General features: G+C 42.7%; 19 protein-coding genes. 7 read left to right on the top strand and 12 right to left on the bottom strand.

Annotated elements, in window-relative coordinates:
- Positions 1–9: 9 nt before the first annotated feature.
- The 11 genes from ybeD to leuS all read right to left on the bottom strand — a co-directional run bounded on the left by ybeD (position 10) and on the right by leuS (position 11,209).
- A complete protein-coding gene (ybeD, locus tag A7985_RS15490) occupies positions 10–288 on the bottom strand; it encodes a DUF493 family protein YbeD (protein ID WP_065791365.1) in 279 nt (92 codons plus the stop codon).
- A 162-nt stretch (positions 289–450) separates the two neighbouring features.
- Positions 451–1,614, bottom strand: coding sequence for a serine hydrolase (locus A7985_RS15485; protein WP_065791554.1), 1,164 nt, complete (start codon positions 1,612–1,614; stop codon positions 451–453).
- Between the two features lie 143 nt (positions 1,615–1,757).
- Positions 1,758–2,516, bottom strand: coding sequence for a septal ring lytic transglycosylase RlpA family protein (locus tag A7985_RS15480; RefSeq protein WP_065791364.1), 759 nt, complete (start codon positions 2,514–2,516; stop codon positions 1,758–1,760).
- Positions 2,516–3,622 (bottom strand): rod shape-determining protein RodA, encoded by a 1,107-nt coding sequence (gene rodA / locus A7985_RS15475; protein WP_065791363.1) that lies wholly within the window; start codon positions 3,620–3,622, stop codon positions 2,516–2,518. Before rodA ends, A7985_RS15480 begins: the two co-directional genes overlap by 1 nt.
- A complete protein-coding gene (gene mrdA, locus A7985_RS15470; RefSeq protein WP_065791362.1) occupies positions 3,619–5,490 on the bottom strand; it encodes a penicillin-binding protein 2 in 1,872 nt (623 codons plus the stop codon). The genes rodA and mrdA overlap by 4 nt, the downstream gene beginning before the upstream one ends.
- A 7-nt stretch (positions 5,491–5,497) precedes the next feature.
- Positions 5,498–5,968, bottom strand: a complete 471-nt coding sequence (rlmH, locus tag A7985_RS15465) for a 23S rRNA (pseudouridine(1915)-N(3))-methyltransferase RlmH (RefSeq protein WP_065791361.1) — start codon at positions 5,966–5,968, stop codon at positions 5,498–5,500.
- A 1-nt stretch (position 5,969) separates the two neighbouring features.
- A complete protein-coding gene (gene rsfS, locus A7985_RS15460; protein ID WP_063370839.1) occupies positions 5,970–6,287 on the bottom strand; it encodes a ribosome silencing factor in 318 nt (105 codons plus the stop codon).
- A gap of 86 nt (positions 6,288–6,373) precedes the next feature.
- Positions 6,374–7,003 (bottom strand): nicotinate-nucleotide adenylyltransferase, encoded by a 630-nt coding sequence (gene nadD / locus A7985_RS15455; protein ID WP_065791360.1) that lies wholly within the window; start codon positions 7,001–7,003, stop codon positions 6,374–6,376.
- Positions 7,000–8,067 carry a DNA polymerase III subunit delta gene (gene holA / locus A7985_RS15450; RefSeq protein ID WP_065791359.1) on the bottom strand — a complete coding sequence of 356 codons (1,068 nt, stop codon included), beginning with the start codon at positions 8,065–8,067 and terminating at the stop codon, positions 7,000–7,002. Before holA ends, nadD begins: the two co-directional genes overlap by 4 nt.
- Positions 8,067–8,537, bottom strand: a complete 471-nt coding sequence (locus tag A7985_RS15445; protein WP_370671172.1) for an LPS-assembly lipoprotein LptE — start codon at positions 8,535–8,537, stop codon at positions 8,067–8,069. The genes holA and A7985_RS15445 overlap by 1 nt, the downstream gene beginning before the upstream one ends.
- An 83-nt stretch (positions 8,538–8,620) precedes the next feature.
- Positions 8,621–11,209 carry a leucine--tRNA ligase gene (leuS, locus tag A7985_RS15440; RefSeq protein ID WP_065791357.1) on the bottom strand — a complete coding sequence of 863 codons (2,589 nt, stop codon included), beginning with the start codon at positions 11,207–11,209 and terminating at the stop codon, positions 8,621–8,623.
- Between the two features lie 362 nt (positions 11,210–11,571).
- On the opposite strand from leuS, the gene A7985_RS15435 reads away from it, so the two are divergent.
- The 4 genes from A7985_RS15435 to A7985_RS15420 all read left to right on the top strand — a co-directional run bounded on the left by A7985_RS15435 (position 11,572) and on the right by A7985_RS15420 (position 15,417).
- Positions 11,572–12,030 carry a zinc ribbon-containing protein gene (locus A7985_RS15435; RefSeq protein ID WP_065791356.1) on the top strand — a complete coding sequence of 153 codons (459 nt, stop codon included), beginning with the start codon at positions 11,572–11,574 and terminating at the stop codon, positions 12,028–12,030.
- Between the two features lie 42 nt (positions 12,031–12,072).
- Complete coding sequence (locus tag A7985_RS15430) at positions 12,073–14,484, top strand: Lon protease family protein (RefSeq protein ID WP_065791355.1); 2,412 nt, start codon at positions 12,073–12,075, stop codon at positions 14,482–14,484.
- An 8-nt stretch (positions 14,485–14,492) separates the two neighbouring features.
- The gene (locus A7985_RS15425; RefSeq protein ID WP_065791354.1) at positions 14,493–14,972 is read left to right on the top strand and encodes an FKBP-type peptidyl-prolyl cis-trans isomerase; all 480 of its coding nucleotides are present in this window, start codon (positions 14,493–14,495) and stop codon (positions 14,970–14,972) included.
- Positions 14,973–15,162: 190 nt separating this feature from the next.
- On the top strand, positions 15,163–15,417 hold the full coding sequence (locus tag A7985_RS15420) for a hypothetical protein (RefSeq protein ID WP_141685382.1): 255 nt from the start codon (positions 15,163–15,165) through the stop codon (positions 15,415–15,417).
- A gap of 37 nt (positions 15,418–15,454) precedes the next feature.
- On the opposite strand, the gene A7985_RS15415 is transcribed toward A7985_RS15420, so the two are convergent.
- Entirely contained in the window at positions 15,455–16,078 is a 624-nt protein-coding gene (locus A7985_RS15415) for a TIGR04211 family SH3 domain-containing protein (protein ID WP_065791352.1), read from the bottom strand.
- A 351-nt stretch (positions 16,079–16,429) separates the two neighbouring features.
- On the opposite strand from A7985_RS15415, the gene A7985_RS15410 reads away from it, so the two are divergent.
- The 3 genes from A7985_RS15410 (at position 16,430) to A7985_RS15400 (ending at position 19,503) form a co-directional block, all read left to right on the top strand.
- Positions 16,430–17,947: a CYTH and CHAD domain-containing protein gene (locus A7985_RS15410; protein ID WP_065791351.1), complete on the top strand. Its 1,518-nt coding sequence runs from the start codon at positions 16,430–16,432 to the stop codon at positions 17,945–17,947.
- A complete protein-coding gene (locus tag A7985_RS15405) occupies positions 17,916–18,593 on the top strand; it encodes an START domain-containing protein (protein ID WP_065791350.1) in 678 nt (225 codons plus the stop codon). Before A7985_RS15410 ends, A7985_RS15405 begins: the two co-directional genes overlap by 32 nt.
- Before the next feature lie 64 nt (positions 18,594–18,657).
- Entirely contained in the window at positions 18,658–19,503 is an 846-nt protein-coding gene (locus tag A7985_RS15400; protein WP_065791349.1) for an HDOD domain-containing protein, read from the top strand.
- Positions 19,504–19,551 lie beyond the last annotated feature (48 nt).

The raw sequence follows: 19,551 nt of genomic DNA, 5'->3' as shown, positions 1-19,551 counted from the left end.
CTTTACTTACTACAGTACGTAACGAACAGCTTCAATGCTGCCAAGTTCTGTGTAAATTTGCTCAATTTGCTCTTTAGATGTCACTGTCGCAACTAGCGTTACTGATTCATAAGTGCCTTTACTGCTCGGCTTGACCTTAGGTGCATAATCACCCGGTGCAATAGTTTGCAGTTTAGCTAGAATTTGATCCGTAAGATTGACATTAGCTAGGCCCATTATCTTGAAAGTAAATGGACATGGAAATTCTAAGTACTCATCAAACTTAGTGTTTTTTACAGGTTTTACCACGACGGTTTCCTCACTACAGATACTAAGCAATGATTGTGTAATGTGAATCGTTTTCACTTAGGCATCATCACCTCAATAATGGCGGGCATTCTATCATTTTTGCAGCAAAAAAAACGCCTCTAAGAGAGGCGTCATGTGTTTATATACTTACTTAACTCAGGGTTATTGCATGATCTGTAAACGTAAGTAGTCGTATATGCGGCTAAAGAAACTACCTTCTTCAATTTCCTCTAGCGTTACCAATGGGTACTCTGCAATATCTTCCCCTTCAAGTTGAAGGAATAACGTGCCTACTTTACTGCCTTTTGCTAAAGGGGCAGTTAAAGTCTGGTCAAGCTCAAAATGCGCTTGAAGGTTTTTACGTTGACCACGCGGGATGGTAATAGGTGTATCTTGTGTAATCCCAAGAGATACTGTTTTCTTGTTACCCATCCAAATTTGTTGGTCTGCAAAACTGTCACCTGCTTTATAAGGTGTAATCGTTTCGAAGAATCTGAAACCATAGTTTAGAAGTTTTTTACTTTCTACTTTTCTAGCGCGTTCGCTGGCTGTACCCATCACGACAGCAATCAGGCGCATGTCACCTTTAGTTGCTGAGGTTACTAGGCTGTAACCCGCTTCTGCTGTATGGCCTGTTTTAATACCGTCAACATCTAAGCTTGCATCCCAAAGGAGAGAGTTTCGGTTATATTGTTTGATACCGTTAAATGTAAATGACTTCTGCTTATAGAGTGCATATTCTTCAGGGACGTCTCTGATTAGTGCCGCGCCAAGTGTTGCCATATCACGAGGTGTTGTGAACTGTTGCGGTGCATCTAGACCATGGCTATTAACGAAATAGCTGTTGCTCATACCTAACTTTTCGGCATGTGCATTCATTAGATCGGCAAACGCGCTTTCACTTCCTGCGATGTGTTCAGCCATTGCAACACATGCATCGTTACCTGATTGTATTATGATGCCGTGGTTTAGGTCATCGACACTGACTTTTTTGCCAACTTCGATAAACATAACAGAAGAACCCGGAAAGTTTTTTGCCCAAGCATTTTCACTGATTGTGACCATGTCTGTTGGGGCGATATTGCCAGCAGAAATCTCTGTACCAATTACATAGCTGGTCATCATTTTAGTCAAGCTGGCGGGCAATAACTTAGTATCGGCTTCGCCTTCTGCGATTACTTTACCAGTTGTAAAGTCAACCAAGAAATAGCCTTTGGCGTTAATTTGAGGTGGGGAAGGGATGATCTGTGCACTTGCTGAAAACAGTGACAAAGAACACACAACACCAAGGATTTTTTTAACAATTTTTGGTTTAAATACTGTCATCATGCTCGCTTTTCTAATTTGTACTGGCTCCTTCTTATTCTTTGACGGGCCAGCTGATTTTTTTCTTGTTCAAAGTGTGTTTTCATATAATTTGCAGACACTGTATTTTTGAACAAGAACCATTTAATTGGTTTTAGGCTATTCTAAAGTTCCTGCTCCGTGTAAAGCAAGAAAGCTTTGTTAAATTCACCCTCTTGCAAGGTTTTTAGCACTTTTTGCGCCTTTTGGTCATCCAAAATGGGTCCAAGTCGCAATTTGTAGAGATTATCTTCATATGCGATGGGCGCACCAAGGTTAAATTGACCTGCCAACTTAGTTGCAAGTGCCTGCACGTTGGTTTCGTTGCTTGCTGCTGCAACTTGCACATAGGTTAGTCGAGGAGTTTTACGGTCAATAGTAATCGCCTCTATCTTAACCTGCGCTGTACCTTGTAAGTGATAGCCTAACTTGTAGGCGGCTGCATACGATAAATCAATGATTCTGTCATCGTGAAACGGTCCGCGATCATTCACTCTCACTATAGCAGACTTATTGTTTGCTAAATTAGTCACTTTGACAAAACTGGGCAGCGGTAATGTTTTGTGTGCCGCAGTCATATCAAACATGTTAAAAGTCTCGCCATTGGAAGTGTAGTAACCATGAAACTTTCTGCCATACCAAGAAGCTGTACCTTCTTGCACAAACCCTTTTTCATCTGAGATAGGCGCGTAGTGTTTTCCTAGCACTTTATATGGGCGCCCAGCACTCACACTTTTGGCTTCGTTGGTGACTTTCGCATCTCGCATTTCCAATTGCGTCGGCGCACGCAAAGGTGCTTTGTCTTGACGAGTATGATAACGGCTACTGCACGCGGCCAGTGTAAATAATACAAAAAGTATCAATGTAAGCTGGATAGGTTTCATTATTTTAATAACATTCTTTTATCTGTAGCTATGGCCATGATTATACCGAAACCAGCCATAAGGGTTACCATTGAAGTGCCACCATAGCTGACTAATGGTAGAGGAACACCTACTACAGGTAACAATCCTGACACCATACCAATATTAACAAAAATATAGACGAAAAAAGTGAGGGTGAGTGCGCCGGCAAGTAGCTTGCTAAACGCCTCTTGCGCATTGACGGCGATATATAACCCTCGCCCAATGATAAATAGGTAAACGCTCAATAACATGACAACACCGAGTAATCCAAATTCTTCACTTAAAACGGAAAATATAAAGTCGGTGTGGCGCTCGGGAAGAAACTCAAGTTGGGATTGGGTACCTTGAAGCCAGCCTTTACCCTCTATGCCACCAGAGCCAATGGCAATTTTAGATTGGATAATATGGTACCCGGCACCCAAAGGGTCGCTCTCAGGGTCTAACAGCGTAAGTACTCTTTGTTTTTGATATTCATGCATCACAAAGTGCCACATAGCAAACGCGCCGGGAATAGCCAATAAGATGCCAGATCCTATTAATCTCCAACTCAGCCCAGACAGAAAGAGGACAAATACACCAGAGCTTGCAATGAGTAGAGAGGTGCCAAGGTCGGGTTGTTTTTGTATTAACACTGTTGGGACGATGACAATCGCAAAACCGATGATAAGATGCAAAATTTTTGGGGGGAGCTGCTGGCGTCCGATATACCAAGCAACCATCATGGGTACTGCTAGTTTCATGATCTCCGAAGGCTGAAAGCGTGTTATGCCAACGTCTAACCAGCGCTTGGCACCATTGATGGTGACGCCGAAGAAAAATACCCCTATCAGCGTAATTAGTCCAACAAAATAAAGGGGGATCACTAACCTTTTAAGGGTATTAGGAGACACTTGAGCCATGACAACAAGCGCGATAAGCGCGCCAAGCATTCTCGTCGCGTGACGAGTCATCATGTCCATGTTTTGTCCACTCGCGCTGTACACAACCGCTAAGCTACCCAGCATCATGATCAATAGGGCAGTTAAAAGAGGCAGATCGATATGAATCCGTTGCCAAAATGAACGTTGCTTTCTTAGTTGGTTCATTTGCCCTCCGTGTCACTTGGGTAAGTTTCAAAGTAGTAGTCCATCAACTTACGTGCGATGGGAGCTGCAATGGCTGAACCACCACCTTGGTTTTCAACAATCACGGTGACGACAATTCTAGGGTTGTCAAAAGGCGCAAAGCCAACGTAGATACCATTGTCACGATGCTTTTCTTTAAGATTTTCTGCAACATACTTCTCGCCCTGAGCGATGCTCACGACTTGAGCAGTACCGGTTTTTCCGGCTGGATCATAGGTTGCGCCTTTGAATGCCTTGTTGGCCGTTCCCGTCGTTTTTTTAACTGTATTGTGCATCGCATCCAGTGCGATTTGCCAATTGTGAGGCTCATTTAAGACGACGGGCGGCTTTTCTTCGGTGTACATTTGTTCTACATCGTTGTTTTGTTTTGCAACTTGTACTAGATGAGGCGGTCGGTGTATCCCTTTATTGACCAATATTGAGACCGCATTTGTAATTTGCATGGGGGTTGCTGTCCAATAACCTTGGCCAATGCCAACAGAAATGGTATCACCTGGCCACCAAGCCTCATTGAAGCGTTGACGTTTCCAATCTGTCGTAGGCAAAATAGCTGGCGTTTCTTCATGTATGTCTATGCCTGATAAATCTCCAAACCCAAATTGACTCATGAAATTACTTATCTTGGTTATCCCGAGCTTATAAGCGGTTTCATAGAAATACGTATCACATGACTCTTCAATCGCTTTGTACACGTCAACGTGGCCATGGCCCCAGCGAAGCCAGTCTCGCCAGCGGTGTTCTACGTTTGGTATTTGAAAAAAGCCAGGGTCCCATACTTTGGTTTGCTCTGTCACGACGCCTTCTTCTAGCGCCAGAATTGCTAAATGCGGTTTCACAGTTGACGCGGGTGCATAGCGGCCTTGTGTTGCACGATTGATTAAAGGTCTGTCAGGGTTTAACAAAGCACGATAATCCTTACTGCTTATACCATGTACAAATAAATTCGGGTCATAGCTGGGATTAGAGTACAAAGCGAGGATCCCGCCATCTTTTGGGTCCATAGCGACTATGGCACCCCGTACACCTTGAAGTACATCTTGTGCTATTTTTTGCAGGCCAATATCCAGCGTAAGAACTAAGTCTTGACCAGGTTTTGGGGGCTCCACACTCAATGAGCGAATAATTCTTCCGCGGTTATTGACTTCTACGCGTTGCGATCCAACTTGGCCATGAAGACGTTCTTCATAGAATTTCTCAATCCCCAACTTGCCAAAATCATGGGTTGCTCTGTAGTTTTTCGCCCGTCCTTGTGACTCCAATTCATTGAGTTCTTTCTTGTTGAGGCGAGAGACATAGCCTAAAGCATGGGTTAATGCATCGCCATATGGGTAATGGCGAGCCAATCTGGCCTCAACACTGAAACCGGGAAATCGGTGTTGATTTACGGAGAAAATCGCCACTTCTTCTTCGTTCAGCCGCGCTTTTAAAACCTGACTTTTGAAGCGCCGTGAACGGCGATTGCTCTTAATAACAGCGGCTTTTTGTGCATCAGTAATCTCGATGATGCCATTGAGAAGATCCAAAGAGGCTTCTAGATTCGTTACTTGCTCAGGTATGACCTCCAAGTTATATACGGGTCTGTTTTCGGCGAGTAAAATCCCATTTCGGTCATAGATGAGTCCTCTATTAGGCGCTATTGGGATCACTTTAATTCGATTGTCATTGGAGCGCGTCTGGTAAGTTTCGTGCTTTTCGACTTGTAGGCTGTATATATTATTTAAGAGTATGCCGATGAGAATGACGACAAAAACAAAGCCAACAAAAGCTCGGCGCGCAAAAAGGTTTGCTTCTGCACTATGATCGCGGATCGTTGGCCTAGTTTTGAGCATATTATTGTTATTCTCTGTGGTATGGATGGTTGTTATTTAAGCTCCAGCCTCTATATAGGCTTTCTGCAACTACAATTCTCACTAACGGGTGTGGCAGTGTAAGGTTTGATAGAGACCATTTCTGTTCTGCTGCAGCGATACACTCAGGTGCAAGGCCTTCAGGTCCACCGATCAGCAAGCTGACATCACGCCCATCAAGTTGCCACTTTTCCATATTGCTCGCTAGTTGGTGTGTATCCCACGCTTTACCTGTCACTTCTAGCGTAACAATACGGTTTCCTTTAGGAATTGCCGCAAGTGTTTTCTCACCTTCTTGCTGCAAGATGCGTTTAATATCTGCATTTTTTCCACGCTTACCAGCCGAAATCTCAATGAGCTCCAGTGGCATATCTTTGGGAAAGCGACGCTGATATTCTTTGAAACCTGTTTCCACCCATGCTGGCATTTTGGTGCCGACAGCAATCAACTGGATTTTCACATTATCCCCAAAGTTTTTCTAAGTCATAAAAGTCGCGAGTTTGGTCCTGCATGACATGCACAACGACATCACCCAAGTCAACTAACACCCACTCGCCTGCGTCTTGCCCTTCATGACCCAGCGGTGTTTCACCAGCATGACGCGCCTCTTTTGCGACGTGCTCAGCAATTGATTGAACATGGCGTTTTGAGTTACCAGAACAAATCACCAAATAGTCGGTTATTGAAGAGGTTTCACGTACGTCTAATTGAACGATATCACGGGCTTTCATATCATCGACTTTATCGATGGCGAAGTCTAAAAGTTGTTTTGAATCCAAATCTGAATCTCTTTGCTACATTTACTTACAAATAAGGGCGTAATTCTAACACGCTTTTCGTTATATTTCCCAAGCCCATTTATACACTAATCAGCGTACAGCTTGTTTTTATTTATATAGTTTAGGACATTAGGGCATAGCCAAGGTTCAACATTCTGTCCTGTTTTTATGGCTTTTCTGATGTCACTAGAGGCGGCTGAAAAAGGGATCCCGGTGAGAAAATAGCACTTTCCAAAAGGGTGAGTATGTAAGGCAGTAGGAGTGTGTACTTGAGCCTTTTTTAAAAAAGCTTCAAGCGTCGCATTTGCAGCATATTCTTCCCCTGGGCGGCGATACACAACAATGTGACAAAGCTGGGTAATTGTCTCCCATTGAAACCATTTATTCAAACTATTAAATGAGTCCATGCCCATTAAAAATACGATGGGTTGCGACGGATTTTCCGCTCTTAATTCTTGTAAAGTAAGCACGGAGTAGGAGGGTTCGACGCGTTTAATTTCTCTGTCATCGAGTCTAAACTTGGCGTTACTGGCAATGGCCAAACGCAACATTTCAATGCGATGTGCGGTGCTTATTCCCGGCCCTTGTTTGTGTACTGGCGCGGCATTGGGTAGAAAATGTAAAACATCAAGCGATAGCTCTTCTACACAATGGTGAGCCATATTTAAATGACCGCGGTGGATAGGGTCAAAAGTTCCTCCAAATATCGCAATCATGACTTACCCACTCCATTGTTTTGCTCTTCAAGCGCCCCTTCGTAGGGCATCACAAAAGGAAGTGATTGGCAAAAACTCAAAGCAATATGTGCAAGACTTTGATAGGGCGCTACGAGCACATTGCGTTTATATGCAGAATCATACTGCGCGAGTAGAGTAATGATTCTTTCTAGTTGCGAGATAGTAAGGCGATCAAGTGCTTGTTGAGTCACTTGTTGTTGATTTTTCCACACATTGTTTTGTTTGAAAAGTTGGCTTATTGGCTGGCCATTAACCAGTCCGCGTTTCATGGTTAACAATGTGTTTGCTTGATTCTGGAGTGTCCAAGCCACGCTGGTGGGCTCAACATTGTCTGTCGCCAGTTTGTTGAGCACTTTAATAATATATCCGGGGTTGCCCTTTAGAAGCCCTTCATTTAAATCGAAAATATCAAACTTAGCCTGATTTAGGAGACCGCCCATTAATTGCTGCTGGTCAATCAAACTATCTTTGTATATGAGTGAGAGCTTTTCTAGCTCTTGCGAGGTTGCAAGTAGGTTGCCCTCTGTCGCAGCTAGAAGGCTACGTTTCGCATCATGCTTTAAGTTGACTTTGAGTCGTTTACACTCTTCATCGAGCCATTTTTCTAGGTGATAGCCTGTGAGTGGATAACAAGGAACAAACACCCCGTTCTTATCGAGTGCTTTAAACCACGCTGTACGTTGTATGTCTTGGCTCGCTTTATTGCCTTTGACCACTAAGATGACATCTGGATTGATGTTGTTAGCTATCTCTTTGAGGATAGTCGTGCCCTGTGTCGGCGGCTTTTGCTGATTTAAGTCTAACTCTATCAGTGTTTTTGCGCTAAACAGGGACATACTATTATATTGAGCAGCGAGCTCTTGCCAGTCAAAGCCGGGTAAAATTGCAAACTTAATGACTTCATCAAAGCCTTGCTTTTTAGCCGTTTGACGAATGCTTAACGCACAGTTTCCCTCTTGATAAGGTTCTTCGCCCAAAATAATATAGAATGGTTGCAGGCCTTGTTTTAATTGGCCTGCCAATTGATTTGCATAACAGCGCATTAGAGTTGTGACAATTCTCGAATGATTCGTTTCGTGGCTAGCTTGCGCATTTCACTCAAAATGATTTCTAGTTCTTTTGATTTGGCAAGCGAGTTGCTAGGGTCGTCTTGATAGTTACGATATAACTCAAAACTTTGCTCATAGGGCTCTTGGCCTGGTCTAGTGAGGCGGTAAGAAACAACATATGCAAGTTCATACTGTGCTACCTGACCGTTAGAAAATAAGCTCAATGGCTGTCTGCTAAGAGCATCTTTGTATAAATGCAGTTGAGGAGCAGGTGTTGCCTGGCCGTTACTTTGAGTCTCACTGACGGTTACTTGAGCACGTTGCAATTCATATTTTAGTTGCTCATATAGCGCCGACTTTTGGTCATCACCAGTCAACTGTAAGGCTCTCAAGTCTTCGGGAATGTACGAGGCTTGTTTGAGATGAAACCCACACCCCGTAATGAGGAAACAGACTAGCAACATTGCTAGTCCATTTCGTAGCGCACGCAAAGCAGCTAAGCCACGAAGGCCTGCTGCTATTTTTACTCGCGGCGTTAAGGCGACCATTAGTTGGCAACCACGTTGAGCAATTTACCCGGTACGTAAATAACCTTACGAATAGTCTTACCTTCGGTAAATTTAGTTACGTTTTCTTCGCTAAATGCCAGTGCTTCAACTTGCTCTTTTGTCGCATCTGCTGCAACCGTTAGCTTGGCGCGAAGTTTGCCGTTTACCTGAACAACAATAAGCTTTTCATCTTCAACAAGCGCACTTTGGTCTACTTGAGGCCAAGCAGCATCAAGCACGTCACCTTCTTGGCCTAGTTGCTCCCACAACTCATGACACATATGCGGTGTAATTGGTGCAAGCATAATCACAATTGCATTCAGTGCTTCATTCGCAAGTGCAATGTCTTGAGCGTCATTTAATGGCGCTTTTGCAAGCTTGTTAGAAAGCTCCATGACAGCTGCGATTGCCGTATTGAAAGTCTGACGACGCTCTACATCATCGGTCACTTTAGCAATTGCTTTATGCACTTCACGACGAAGTGCTTTTTGGTTGTTATTCAGTGCTGCTAAGTCTAGCTCAGCCGTGCCTGCACTTTTCACATCTACTGCATATTTCCAAATACGACGCAAGAATCGTTGAGCACCTTCCACGCCTGAATCAGACCACTCAAGTGTTTGCTCTGGCGGTGCGGTAAACATCATAAACAAGCGAACCGTATCTGCACCGTACTGTTTAATTACAGTTTGAGGGTCGATACCGTTATTTTTTGACTTAGACATTTTGCTCATGCCCGCAGAGAATACAGGTTCTCCATCGTCTTTATGCCAAGCTTTGGTGATTCTGCCCTTGTCGTCTTTCTCTGTTTCTACATCTAATGGTGAGATCCAGATATCACCACCTTTCTCGTCTTTGCGGAAATAGGTGTCAGCCAAAACCATGCCTTGACATAGTAGACGCTCAAATGGTTCATCAGAGTTAACTAGACCAAAGTCACGCAGTAACTTATGGAAGAAGCGCGCGTATAGTAAGTGCAAGATCGCGTGTTCAATACCACCGATATACTGATTAACAGGCAGCCAATAGTTTGCAGCACCTGGCTCAAGCATGCCTTCATCGTAGCGTGGGCTACAGTAACGCGCATAGTACCAAGAAGACTCCATAAAGGTATCGAAAGTATCTGTCTCATGGAATACAGACTCACCATTTACTGTCGCTTTTGCCCATTCAGGATCTGACTTGATTGGCGAAGTTACGCCGTCCATGACAACGTCTTCTGGCAAACGAACAGGTAGCATGTCTTCTGTGGCAGCCAGCTCAGAACCATCTTCTTTATTGAGCATTGGGATCGGTGAACCCCAGTAACGCTGGCGGCTTACACCCCAATCACGCAGACGGAAGTTTACTTTACGTTTACCAGCGCCTAAACCTTCCAATTTATCCGCAATGGCATTAAATGCCGCGTCAAAGTCCAAGCCGTCAAATTCACCAGAGTTAATCAGAACGCCTTTTTCGGTGAATGCTGCGTTTTCTAAATCAGCCACTTCTTCAGCACCTTCAGCAGGGCTGATAACTTGTTTAATCTCAAGGCCGTATGCCGTTGCGAATTCATAGTCACGTTGATCGTGGCCAGGAACTGCCATGACTGCGCCAGAACCATAATCCATCAGCACAAAGTTTGCGATCCAGATTGGTACTTCTTGACCTGTTAGAGGGTGCACTGCTGTAAAGCCTGTTGCGATGCCCTTTTTGTCCATCGTCGCAAGGTCTGCTTCTGCGACCTTGGTGTTTTTGCACTCTTCTACAAACTCTGCAACCGCTGCGTTGTTTTCTGCTGCTTCTAATGCAATTGGGTGGCCTGCTGCTACTGCAACATACGTTACCCCCATAAATGTATCAGGACGCGTCGTGTAAACCGTGAAACTTTCATCGTTGTCGGCACGCTTGAAATCTATTTCTAAACCTTCAGAACGGCCAATCCAGTTCCGCTGCATTGTTTTTACTTGCTCAGGCCAGTGCTCTAGTTTATCTAGATCATCTAATAACTCCTGAGCATAGTCTGTGATTTTAATGAACCACTGTGGAATTTCTTTTTGCTCTACTAATGCACCTGAACGCCAGCCGCGGCCATCAATAACTTGCTCATTGGCCAGTACAGTTTGGTCAACTGGATCCCAGTTTACAGTCGACATTTTCTTGTAAACCAAACCTTTTTCATAAAGCTTGGTGAAGAACCACTGTTCCCACTTGTAGTATTCTGGGTGACAGGTGGCAATTTCGCGATCCCAGTCATAACCAAATCCAAGTTGCTTTAATTGGTTACGCATGTAATCGATATTTTCATAAGTCCATTTAGCTGGAGCAGTATTATTTTTAATAGCCGCATTTTCTGCTGGTAGACCAAATGCATCCCAGCCCATTGGCTGCATGACATTTTTACCTTGCAAACGTTGGAAGCGTGATACTACGTCGCCGATTGTGTAATTACGAACGTGACCCATATGGAGTCGACCGCTTGGGTAAGGGAACATAGATAAGCAGTAGTATTTTTCTTTATTCTCGTCTTCGACTACTTTAAATGTTTTGTTTTCTTCCCAATAGGACTGAACCTTGGGTTCGATTTCTTGTGGGTTGTATTGCTCTTGCATTGACGTTTCCAGACTTCTTGCAAACTAATAATAAAAATTGGCCAATAGCATACCCGAAAACTTGCCCTGATCACAGTTTCTGATGGTCATTTTACAAGTAATTATGAGATTTTTGGCAGAAATACAGTTTTCCTTTTGGTGGACCTGTTATGTGTTGCATCGGCACCGAGAAAATGGCTCTTTTGAGGGACTGTTCTATACTATTACATGTGTGATGTTCTCAATAAATGTATTGAATGCAAGCCAGCGTCACCTTCTTATTAGGTGCAAACGTTTTACTTTGATGATTGATACTATGAGAGCGCCAAACTCAACCCACCTATTCGCCTATTGAAACTTTGGGCGAGTGATAAGGAGGCGCAATGGCTGATTACAAGCAGTGGCTAAGCGATTTTTCGACTTGGATGAAAGATATTAAAGAGCATGAGTTAAAAAAGCTCGTAGAAAATTTTATTCAAGAAGAAGAGAAATGGAAAGAGTTTGGCCAGAACAAAATTAATGATTACCGCCATTATTTCAAACGAGATTTAGAGCATATCAATGTTCATCACGATCACTACGAAGGCGTTGCTTGGGAAGAGTTTAAAGCATCCATTTTGTACGAGCTGGCTTATCTAGAAGATCGAACTCAGCTTGAGTGGCAAGCGTTGATGTCTGATTTTGAGCATGATGGGGTTTATAAACAGGGCGAATGGATAGCTTTGGGACAATTAGTATGTAAGAATTGCGGCAATAAAATTGATATATATCACGCCATTGAGATCACTGCTTGTAGCGAGTGTGGTCATGATAGTTTTAATCGCAAGGCGCTGACCCCCTAAAAACTCGATACCAATCGGGTATTAACAATAAAGAATTCAGGAATGACTAAGACAATAAAGCCGCTGCTCTCGGAGCAACTTGCACCGAGTGTTTCTTTGCAACACATTCGTTCGTGCATGCAAAACCCTTACCCAGAGTCTTTGCCCTTCATAGGTCAGCAACGCGCTCAAAGTGCACTGGATTTTGCGCTTGGCATGGATTTACCCGGTTACAATGTATTTGTGATGGGGGAAGCTGCCACCGGTCGTTTTACGATGGTAAAGGAGAAGCTTGAAGCTCATAGCAAATCTAGGCCAACCCCTAAAGAGTGGCTTTACGTCAATAATTATGAAGATCACCGCGAGCCGATCACAATGTTCATGCAACCAGGTGAGAGCCGTAAGCTTGCAGATGATGTTGACGCATTTTTGGACGAAGTTGTTGATACTTTTCCGGCTGCATTTGACAACCCGGGCTACCAGCGAAAGAAAAAGTCGATAGATAGAGATTTTGATAATAAATACAATGCAGCTCTGACGGCTGTTGAACAAATGGCCGTCGAGAAAAGTGTTGTCATGATGGAAGAAAACGGCGTGGTCAGTTTTGCGCCGGTTATCAATGGTAAGCAGTTGGATGATAATGAATTTGCGGCTTTGGATGAGCAGTTGCAAGCGCAGTTCTACGACTCGATAGATGAGTTGGAGGATGGGCTTATTGAGGCGCTTATTGAGTTACCACGCTGGAAACGAGAGTCTTCTGAAAAACTACGCAAACTGAAAAAAACCACCATTGAACTTGCAACTAAACCATTACTCAAAGCGCTTGAACATAAATATGCTAGCCATATTGGTGTTATTCGATATTTAAAAGACTTGCGAGTTGAAATTGTTGAAGCTGTGCTAGATTGGTTAGACGATGATTCTGCAACTTCAGAAGATCAAAAAGACGATTTTGATGCAAAAGGCATGTTGACGGACTTTTTTGCACCAAATATCTTGATTGAATACAAAGAAGGCGCACCTGCCCCCGTTGTTTATGAGCCCAACCCTACATTTGGAAACATATTTGGCAAAATTGAATATGAAAGTGCACAGGGGTCATTGATCACCAGTTATCGTTCCATTCAAGCTGGCGCGTTACACAGAGCCAATGGCGGCTATTTGATCATGGATGCAGATAAGGTGATCTCATCACCACAAGTGTGGGATGGATTAAAACTATCCTTAAAGACGCATCAAATTAAGAATGATCTGCCGTATCAAGACAGCTCTGTTGGCAGTAGTTTCACGCTCAAGCCACAATTGATACCGATGGATGTCAAAATCATTTTACTAGGCTCAAGAGATTTGTATTACACGATCAGTGAATACGATGAGGAGTTTGGTGAGTTGTTTAGAGTGTTGTCTGATTTTGATTACTATTTGCCCTCAAGCGATAGACTGCAATATCAATTTGTGTCAAAGGTCTTGGATTACTGCGAGCAAACACTCAAATGTGGATTATCGGCAGAAGCATTAGCGCGATTATTAAAGTTTAGTTATCGCCAAGCTGAGCATCAAAGCAAGCTATCTGCGCGGTTCGCCGATGTGTTAGAGCTGGTTGCTGAAGCAAGCTATTACACGAAGCAAGATGGTGAAGACGAAATCGATGCCCATCATATAAATGAAGCACTTGTAGGCAAGCAATACCGAACAGGCCAGCTAAGCGAGAATATGCTGAGCGATATTGAAGAGGGTCATACGTTAATTGCGACGCAGGGGAAAGCTGTCGGTAAGGTGAATGGCCTAACTGTGCTGCATATCGGCGATACCTCATTTGGCAACCCCGCAAGAATCACTGCGACCGTTTATGCCGGTTCTGATGGTGTTATTGACGTTGAAAGAGAAGCTGAACTTGGTAAATCAATTCACTCTAAAGGGGTGATGCTTTTAACGGGGTATTTAGGGAATAAATATGCACAAAACTTTAGCTTAACGTTGAGTGCCAATATAGCAATAGAACAGAGCTATGGATATATCGATGGCGATAGTGCATCTTTAGCCGAGTTGTGCGGATTGGTTTCTGCCATCACCCAGATCCCTATCGAACAATCTTTGGCGCTCACAGGGTCAATTAATCAGCATGGTGAAGTTCAAGCTGTGGGTGGAGTGAATGAAAAGATAGAAGGGTTCTTTAAACTTTGTAAAATACGCGGCTTGACCGGCAAACAAGGCGTTATCATTCCTCATTCTAATCTGATTAACTTGGTGCTTGAAGACGAGGTCATTGAAGCTATCAGAACCAACAAGTTTCAAATTTATGCTGTGAAAGATGTCGATGAAGCATTAGAGCTGTTGATGGGCGTTCCGGCAGGAGAGCCGCAAAATGACGTGTATTCAGATGGCTCAATAAATCAGCGAGCATTGACTCGACTTGAGAAAATCGCTCAAGTTGTAAATGGTGAAGATAAAGAAACTACAGAAGAAGACGAATAGAGGTAGGTATGTCAGTAACGAGTATTGTTGTCACTTTACTAGCGATAGGACTTGCATGGTTCATATATAGTGGCAATCAAAAACAAAAACAAATAGCGCAGATAAACCGCCTAGATGCAGAAGAATTCTTGGCAAAAAACACCCAGAAAGAGGGAGTTGTTACCACCGAGAGTGGGTTGCAATATGAAATTATTCACAAAGGAGAGGGGACAACGTCACCTTCATTAAATGACTCTGTGACGGTTCATTATCATGGCACATTACTCAGTGGTGTGGTGTTTGATAGTTCGGTCGATAGGGGGGAAGCGCTTACTTTTAGCCCAAAACAAGTTATTAGTGGCTGGACAGAAGCACTACAACTGATGGTAGAAGGCGACAAGTTCCGTTTATATATACATCCAGAACTCGGGTATGGAGATAGTGCTGCTGGCAAGATAGGTGCGGGTTCTTTATTAATTTTTGAAGTCGAGTTAATCGAGATTAAATAGGCCACTTTCATCTTTTTCAGTAATAAGACTGTAAAATTTGTCAGGTGACGCTTGATTTTTGATTTGCATGTGATTTAAATAGGTACAGGTATCGTCAATGGCAAGGAGGTGATACTTGGGTTACCTGTTTTTAATTATTGGTAGTTTTTTAGGTGGGTTGTATTGTCGAAAAGCAAGTAATTATAAATTAATGACAATTAAAAATTACTTATTTTCTTCATACCCGAACTTTTACTATGAGCTTTCAGAGGATAGGTTTGATATTGGACAGTCGGAGGCGTTTGCTTTTAACTTATCCGAGCCTTCTCTCAAAGGCAAAATAGACAATTTAGATGACACGAGGTTAAAAGAGTTACTACTAGATAAGTATTTCGCTGATGTAGGAAGTATATTTTTTGCGTTAGGTGCTATTTTTTTCTTTTCTCTGTTGATACTCGTACTTTAAATAAAAAACCCACTTTGATGTCAAAGTGGGTTCCTCATTAATTCCAACCATCGTACCTTTTACGACGAGAAAGTAGCAAGGTAAGTATCACGCCAAGCAAAACCCCGCCCAAGGCAATTGCACCACCGTAGGTCAAAAGTTGATGTTGCTCCCGCTCAACTTTGTTTTGATTCTGCTGAGCTTGTAATTCGATTTGCTGATTTAAATCTCTTATTGTTTTTTGTAGCTCGCTATTTTGTGTTTCCAGCACATCATAGTCGCTTTGCAATTGTGGCATTGCCGTTTGTAAATTGGTTAGCTGCGCTTGTGACACCGTTAATTTTTGACTGAGCTCACTAACTTGATGCTTTAGGCCGGGATCTGCCGTTACAAATTTTGACTCAACCCAGCCATTGCGATTTTTGTTGTCAATGACCCGAACAAACTCATTACTCTGTTCATTGGTGATTGTTACAGCCGTGCCAGCCTCAACGGAGCCTAATATACGATAGTTCTTACCAGGACCGGAATGCATGTATAAGTAGAGGTTATCAACGATATAGCCGTTCGGTGTACTTTGCTGTGCCGTTTGTTCTTGTGGATTTGCCTCGTCTAAATCTTGAGCATTCAATGAAAGAGGAGCAAAAACAAACAAAAATGGCAGTGCGAGCTTTTTCAACATTCGCGAGCCTTTATTTTTAGGTTTTATATACAATTATCAAAATAGTATGGATTTAAGTCGCGCTTGGCAAGGGCTTAAAGCATAAACGACCCCTTTTAGCGCATATGTAATCAACTGACGATTGGTACGGTTGATTTATTTTTATATTGCTTAAGTGTTTAGCACTGAGATAAGTGGATTTGGGGGAAAAATTACCGCTTTATTTTCACTGAAAGTGACGTGTGTATCTAGGATGATAATTTGATGTAATTTTTAGTGAATTTGGGTCGCTCGAGGAGTAAAAAGATTGCAAATGTTGAGACCTTTGTATATTTTGGGGGTTCTTAAATTTTATAGGTAAATCTCGCCCTAATGGACACTGAAATAGAACTGAAGTTTTTGGTTTCAGATAATGAAGTTCCCTTGATCCCGGCTTTAATCACACAATTTGCAAAGCGGGTAAACAATAAGCCAGCAAAAAACCTTCAAAATGCTTACTACGATACGCCAAGCCGAGAGTTACGTGCGTTAGATATTGGCCTACGTACAAGGTGTGCCGATAATAACTGTGAACAGACGATAAAGCTCGCAGGGGAAGTCGTAGGAGGCCTACATCAGCGTCCAGAATTTAATTTACCACTTTCTGGTAATAAACCTGATATTTTTGCTTTTGATGCGAGTATTTGGCCAATGGGCATGCGCCTAGAGTCAATAGCAGAAAACCTTTATCCCATATTCAGTACTAACTTTATTCGTCGAACATGGCTAATCGAAACTGAAAGTGGTGGTAAGATCGAAGTTGTTCTGGATAAAGGTGAGGTGACGGCGAGAGGCCAAACAGAACAGATCTGCGAACTAGAAATTGAACTCGTAGAAGGCGATAGAGGCGATTTATTTGAGCTTGCTCAACAACTGCTCTCTCATATTGGCTTGAGATTAGGCTTTTACTCAAAAGCAGCAAGAGGCTATCGGCTTGCAGATGATTTACCATTAACCGTCGACAAAGCAATTGGTTTTGTGCCTTTAGCTGATGATTGTACACAAGAGCAGGCACTGATTTCCACCGTAAACTATGCTATCGAGTTTGTGCAAAAGCATGAGCAATGCTACGTTAATGAGCCCACTTTAAAAGCTTTGAAGCGGATCATTGATGGGGTACGTTTAATTAGGCATGCCTTTTGGTTATTCGATGAGTTTGTTGCAAAAGAATCGACTGAATCACTGAAGAAAGAGCTCAAATGGTTATTAGGTGAGCTGCAGTGGGTTGAAAGTGCGAGCTATCTGAAAACTTACACTTCTAAACGCCATGCTTATTACAAGCGTATTAACAGTGAACCAGAACTGGCGCAAGTGATTGGTGACCTCAAAGATGTGCAACCAACCCCAACAGATCTTGAAGATCTATTTCATTGCTCTAGATATAATCGATTGATACTTGATCTAACACGCTGGTTATTGGAAAAAAGCTGGCGACAAAATTGGGATCAACATGCTATAAAGGCAGCGCAAAGCAGCGCGAAGTCTAAAGCGAAAAAAACATTTGATACGGACTGGAAAAGTTTAAGAAATACCTTTTCTGAAAATAAAGCTCTGTCTGTCGGTGAGTATTTACAGGCTAGAGGGTTATTGGAAGAGATGTTGCTGAGCGGCAATTGCTTTGGTAGCTTATTTGAAAAGTCACAACGACGTGATTTTAGAGCACCTTGGATGGACATTGTTTTTGGTATTCATGAGCTAGAGACGCTACATTACCTTAAACAGCTATGCGAAGGTCAAAAAGAAACCTCGTTTGTGGAGATACTCACTTGGTTGCAGCAAAAAGCGGACTTTTTAGTGAGTGCAATGGAACAGAGTAGACATGCTTCGCTTAATTGTGAACCATATTGGTAATGTTTACTTTTTTGGCGCATTAATTTGCGCCATTACGATGAGTACAGCACATGGAAATGAATCATGGACACTGTACAAATCCAATAAATGGTTAGAAATTCATTACAAGAAACTTCCAAATGGGTTGCTGCAAGTTAAAGGCCAAGCTAGGTTAAGCGGTGCAGTAACCAAGTCCGTTATTCATGCGCTCACAGATACAGAGTCTATTCCTACATGGGTGAGCAATGTGAGGTCGGTTACTGTGTTAGCACAACCTGAACCGAATCAATCCCTCGTGTACACCAAGCTAAACCTCCCGTGGCCTGTCGCAGACAGAGAAATGTTGACTCTATCTTGCTTTAGCCAAGAGGAAGAAAATAAGTATGTGTTAAAAATTCGCTCCGCAGCGAGTGGAAGTCGCGCTAAATCAGATCTGCAAGTTACAGATGTCGATATCAAATGGACGTTTTTAGAATATGCCTCGGACCTTCATATTACCTATACAGCGCAAGCAAGGCTTAATGGCTCCGTACCCAATTGGATTGCAAATATCGCATCACTCAAGAATACCCGAAATATGCTGCAATCTCTTAGAAAAAAGCTTTCCGAAAGCCCAGATGTGTTAAGTGAATGGACGTTACCCCCTGGTGATTGTGACGGATTTTGAAATAGTGGCGACAGAGGAAATTTCATCTACTACACTAAAATCAAAGCCACCTGATTGTTGACCTATGATAGATATTGATGACAAGGTTCTAGCGGATTTACGATCTGGATTTAACCTCCCTGCTAAGCCTGAGATTTTGCAGAGTTTGCAAAATGAACTAAATCAAGATGAGCCTGAATTAAACCGAGTTGCTGAGATTATCTCAGTAGATGTCGCGACATCGGCCGCTGTTTTAAAAGTGATCAACTCCCCAGCGTATGGTATGTCTAGAACCATTACGGACATTAAGCAGGCTGTTATGTTCCTTGGCATGAATTGTATTACCCAAGTGGTGACAGGGCACTTACTAAAAAGCGCGTTTGATCAAAATGATAGCTGTATTTCTTTGCAGCGCTTTTGGGACAGCGCGTCTGAAATTTCTCAAGTGGCAATGTTAATCGGTAAAAAAGTGCGCGCGCAAACGCCGATTGAAGATTTACAACTACTTGGCCTATTTCACGATGCGGGTATTCCAGCCATGGCTATGAGGTTTAACGATTATGGGGATGTGTTATCAAAAGCAGCACAGCGACCCGAGCACACATTATTACAGTATGAAGAACAACAGTATCCAACTAATCACACGGTGGTGGGGTATTATTTAGCTAGCTCTTGGCACCTACCAAAACGTGTTTGCCAAATTATATTGCGGCATCACGATGCGATGTTTTTTCAAGATAATGAATCAGAATCAGAAAAACAAACAATGGCGATTTTGAAGCTTGCAGAAAATTTTACGTTTGAAATAAAGCATTTCAGAAGCTGTGCGGATTGGTATGCATTTCGAGATGATGTGATGTTGTCATTGGACTTAAGCGATGACGATTATACAGATATTAAAGAAGACGTAGAAGAATTTCTGATAGGATAAAAATACATTGAGGTGGAAAATAGAATTAAAAAAGGCGCGATATGCGCC

The organism is Pseudoalteromonas luteoviolacea, from assembly GCF_001696455.1.
In the GTDB taxonomy this organism is placed as follows: domain Bacteria; phylum Pseudomonadota; class Gammaproteobacteria; order Enterobacterales; family Alteromonadaceae; genus Pseudoalteromonas; species Pseudoalteromonas luteoviolacea_C.
The sequence above is the reverse complement of the archived record's forward strand: the minus strand, read 5'-3'. Positions and strand labels throughout refer to the sequence as shown.

Bases quoted from the DNA above. Each gene is read 5' to 3' on its own strand.
- holA (WP_065791359.1), bottom strand. From the start codon at position 8,067: ATGCGCTGTTATGCAAATCAATTGGCAGGCCAATTAAAACAAGGCCTG.
- A7985_RS15420 (WP_141685382.1), top strand. From the start codon at position 15,163: ATGACAATTAAAAATTACTTATTTTCTTCATACCCGAACTTTTACTAT.
- A7985_RS15415 (WP_065791352.1), bottom strand. From the start codon at position 16,078: ATGTTGAAAAAGCTCGCACTGCCATTTTTGTTTGTTTTTGCTCCTCTT.
- A7985_RS15405 (WP_065791350.1), top strand. From the start codon at position 17,916: ATGCTTCGCTTAATTGTGAACCATATTGGTAATGTTTACTTTTTTGGC.
- A7985_RS15410 (WP_065791351.1), top strand. From the start codon at position 16,430: ATGGACACTGAAATAGAACTGAAGTTTTTGGTTTCAGATAATGAAGTT.
- A7985_RS15425 (WP_065791354.1), top strand. From the start codon at position 14,493: ATGTCAGTAACGAGTATTGTTGTCACTTTACTAGCGATAGGACTTGCA.
- nadD (WP_065791360.1), bottom strand. From the start codon at position 7,003: ATGATTGCGATATTTGGAGGAACTTTTGACCCTATCCACCGCGGTCAT.
- A7985_RS15485 (WP_065791554.1), bottom strand. From the start codon at position 1,614: ATGACAGTATTTAAACCAAAAATTGTTAAAAAAATCCTTGGTGTTGTG.
- leuS (WP_065791357.1), bottom strand. From the start codon at position 11,209: ATGCAAGAGCAATACAACCCACAAGAAATCGAACCCAAGGTTCAGTCC.
- A7985_RS15430 (WP_065791355.1), top strand. From the start codon at position 12,073: ATGACTAAGACAATAAAGCCGCTGCTCTCGGAGCAACTTGCACCGAGT.
- A7985_RS15480 (WP_065791364.1), bottom strand. From the start codon at position 2,516: ATGAAACCTATCCAGCTTACATTGATACTTTTTGTATTATTTACACTG.
- mrdA (WP_065791362.1), bottom strand. From the start codon at position 5,490: ATGCTCAAAACTAGGCCAACGATCCGCGATCATAGTGCAGAAGCAAAC.
- A7985_RS15435 (WP_065791356.1), top strand. From the start codon at position 11,572: ATGGCTGATTACAAGCAGTGGCTAAGCGATTTTTCGACTTGGATGAAA.
- A7985_RS15445 (WP_370671172.1), bottom strand. From the start codon at position 8,537: ATGTTGCTAGTCTGTTTCCTCATTACGGGGTGTGGGTTTCATCTCAAA.
- rodA (WP_065791363.1), bottom strand. From the start codon at position 3,622: ATGAACCAACTAAGAAAGCAACGTTCATTTTGGCAACGGATTCATATC.
- A7985_RS15400 (WP_065791349.1), top strand. From the start codon at position 18,658: ATGATAGATATTGATGACAAGGTTCTAGCGGATTTACGATCTGGATTT.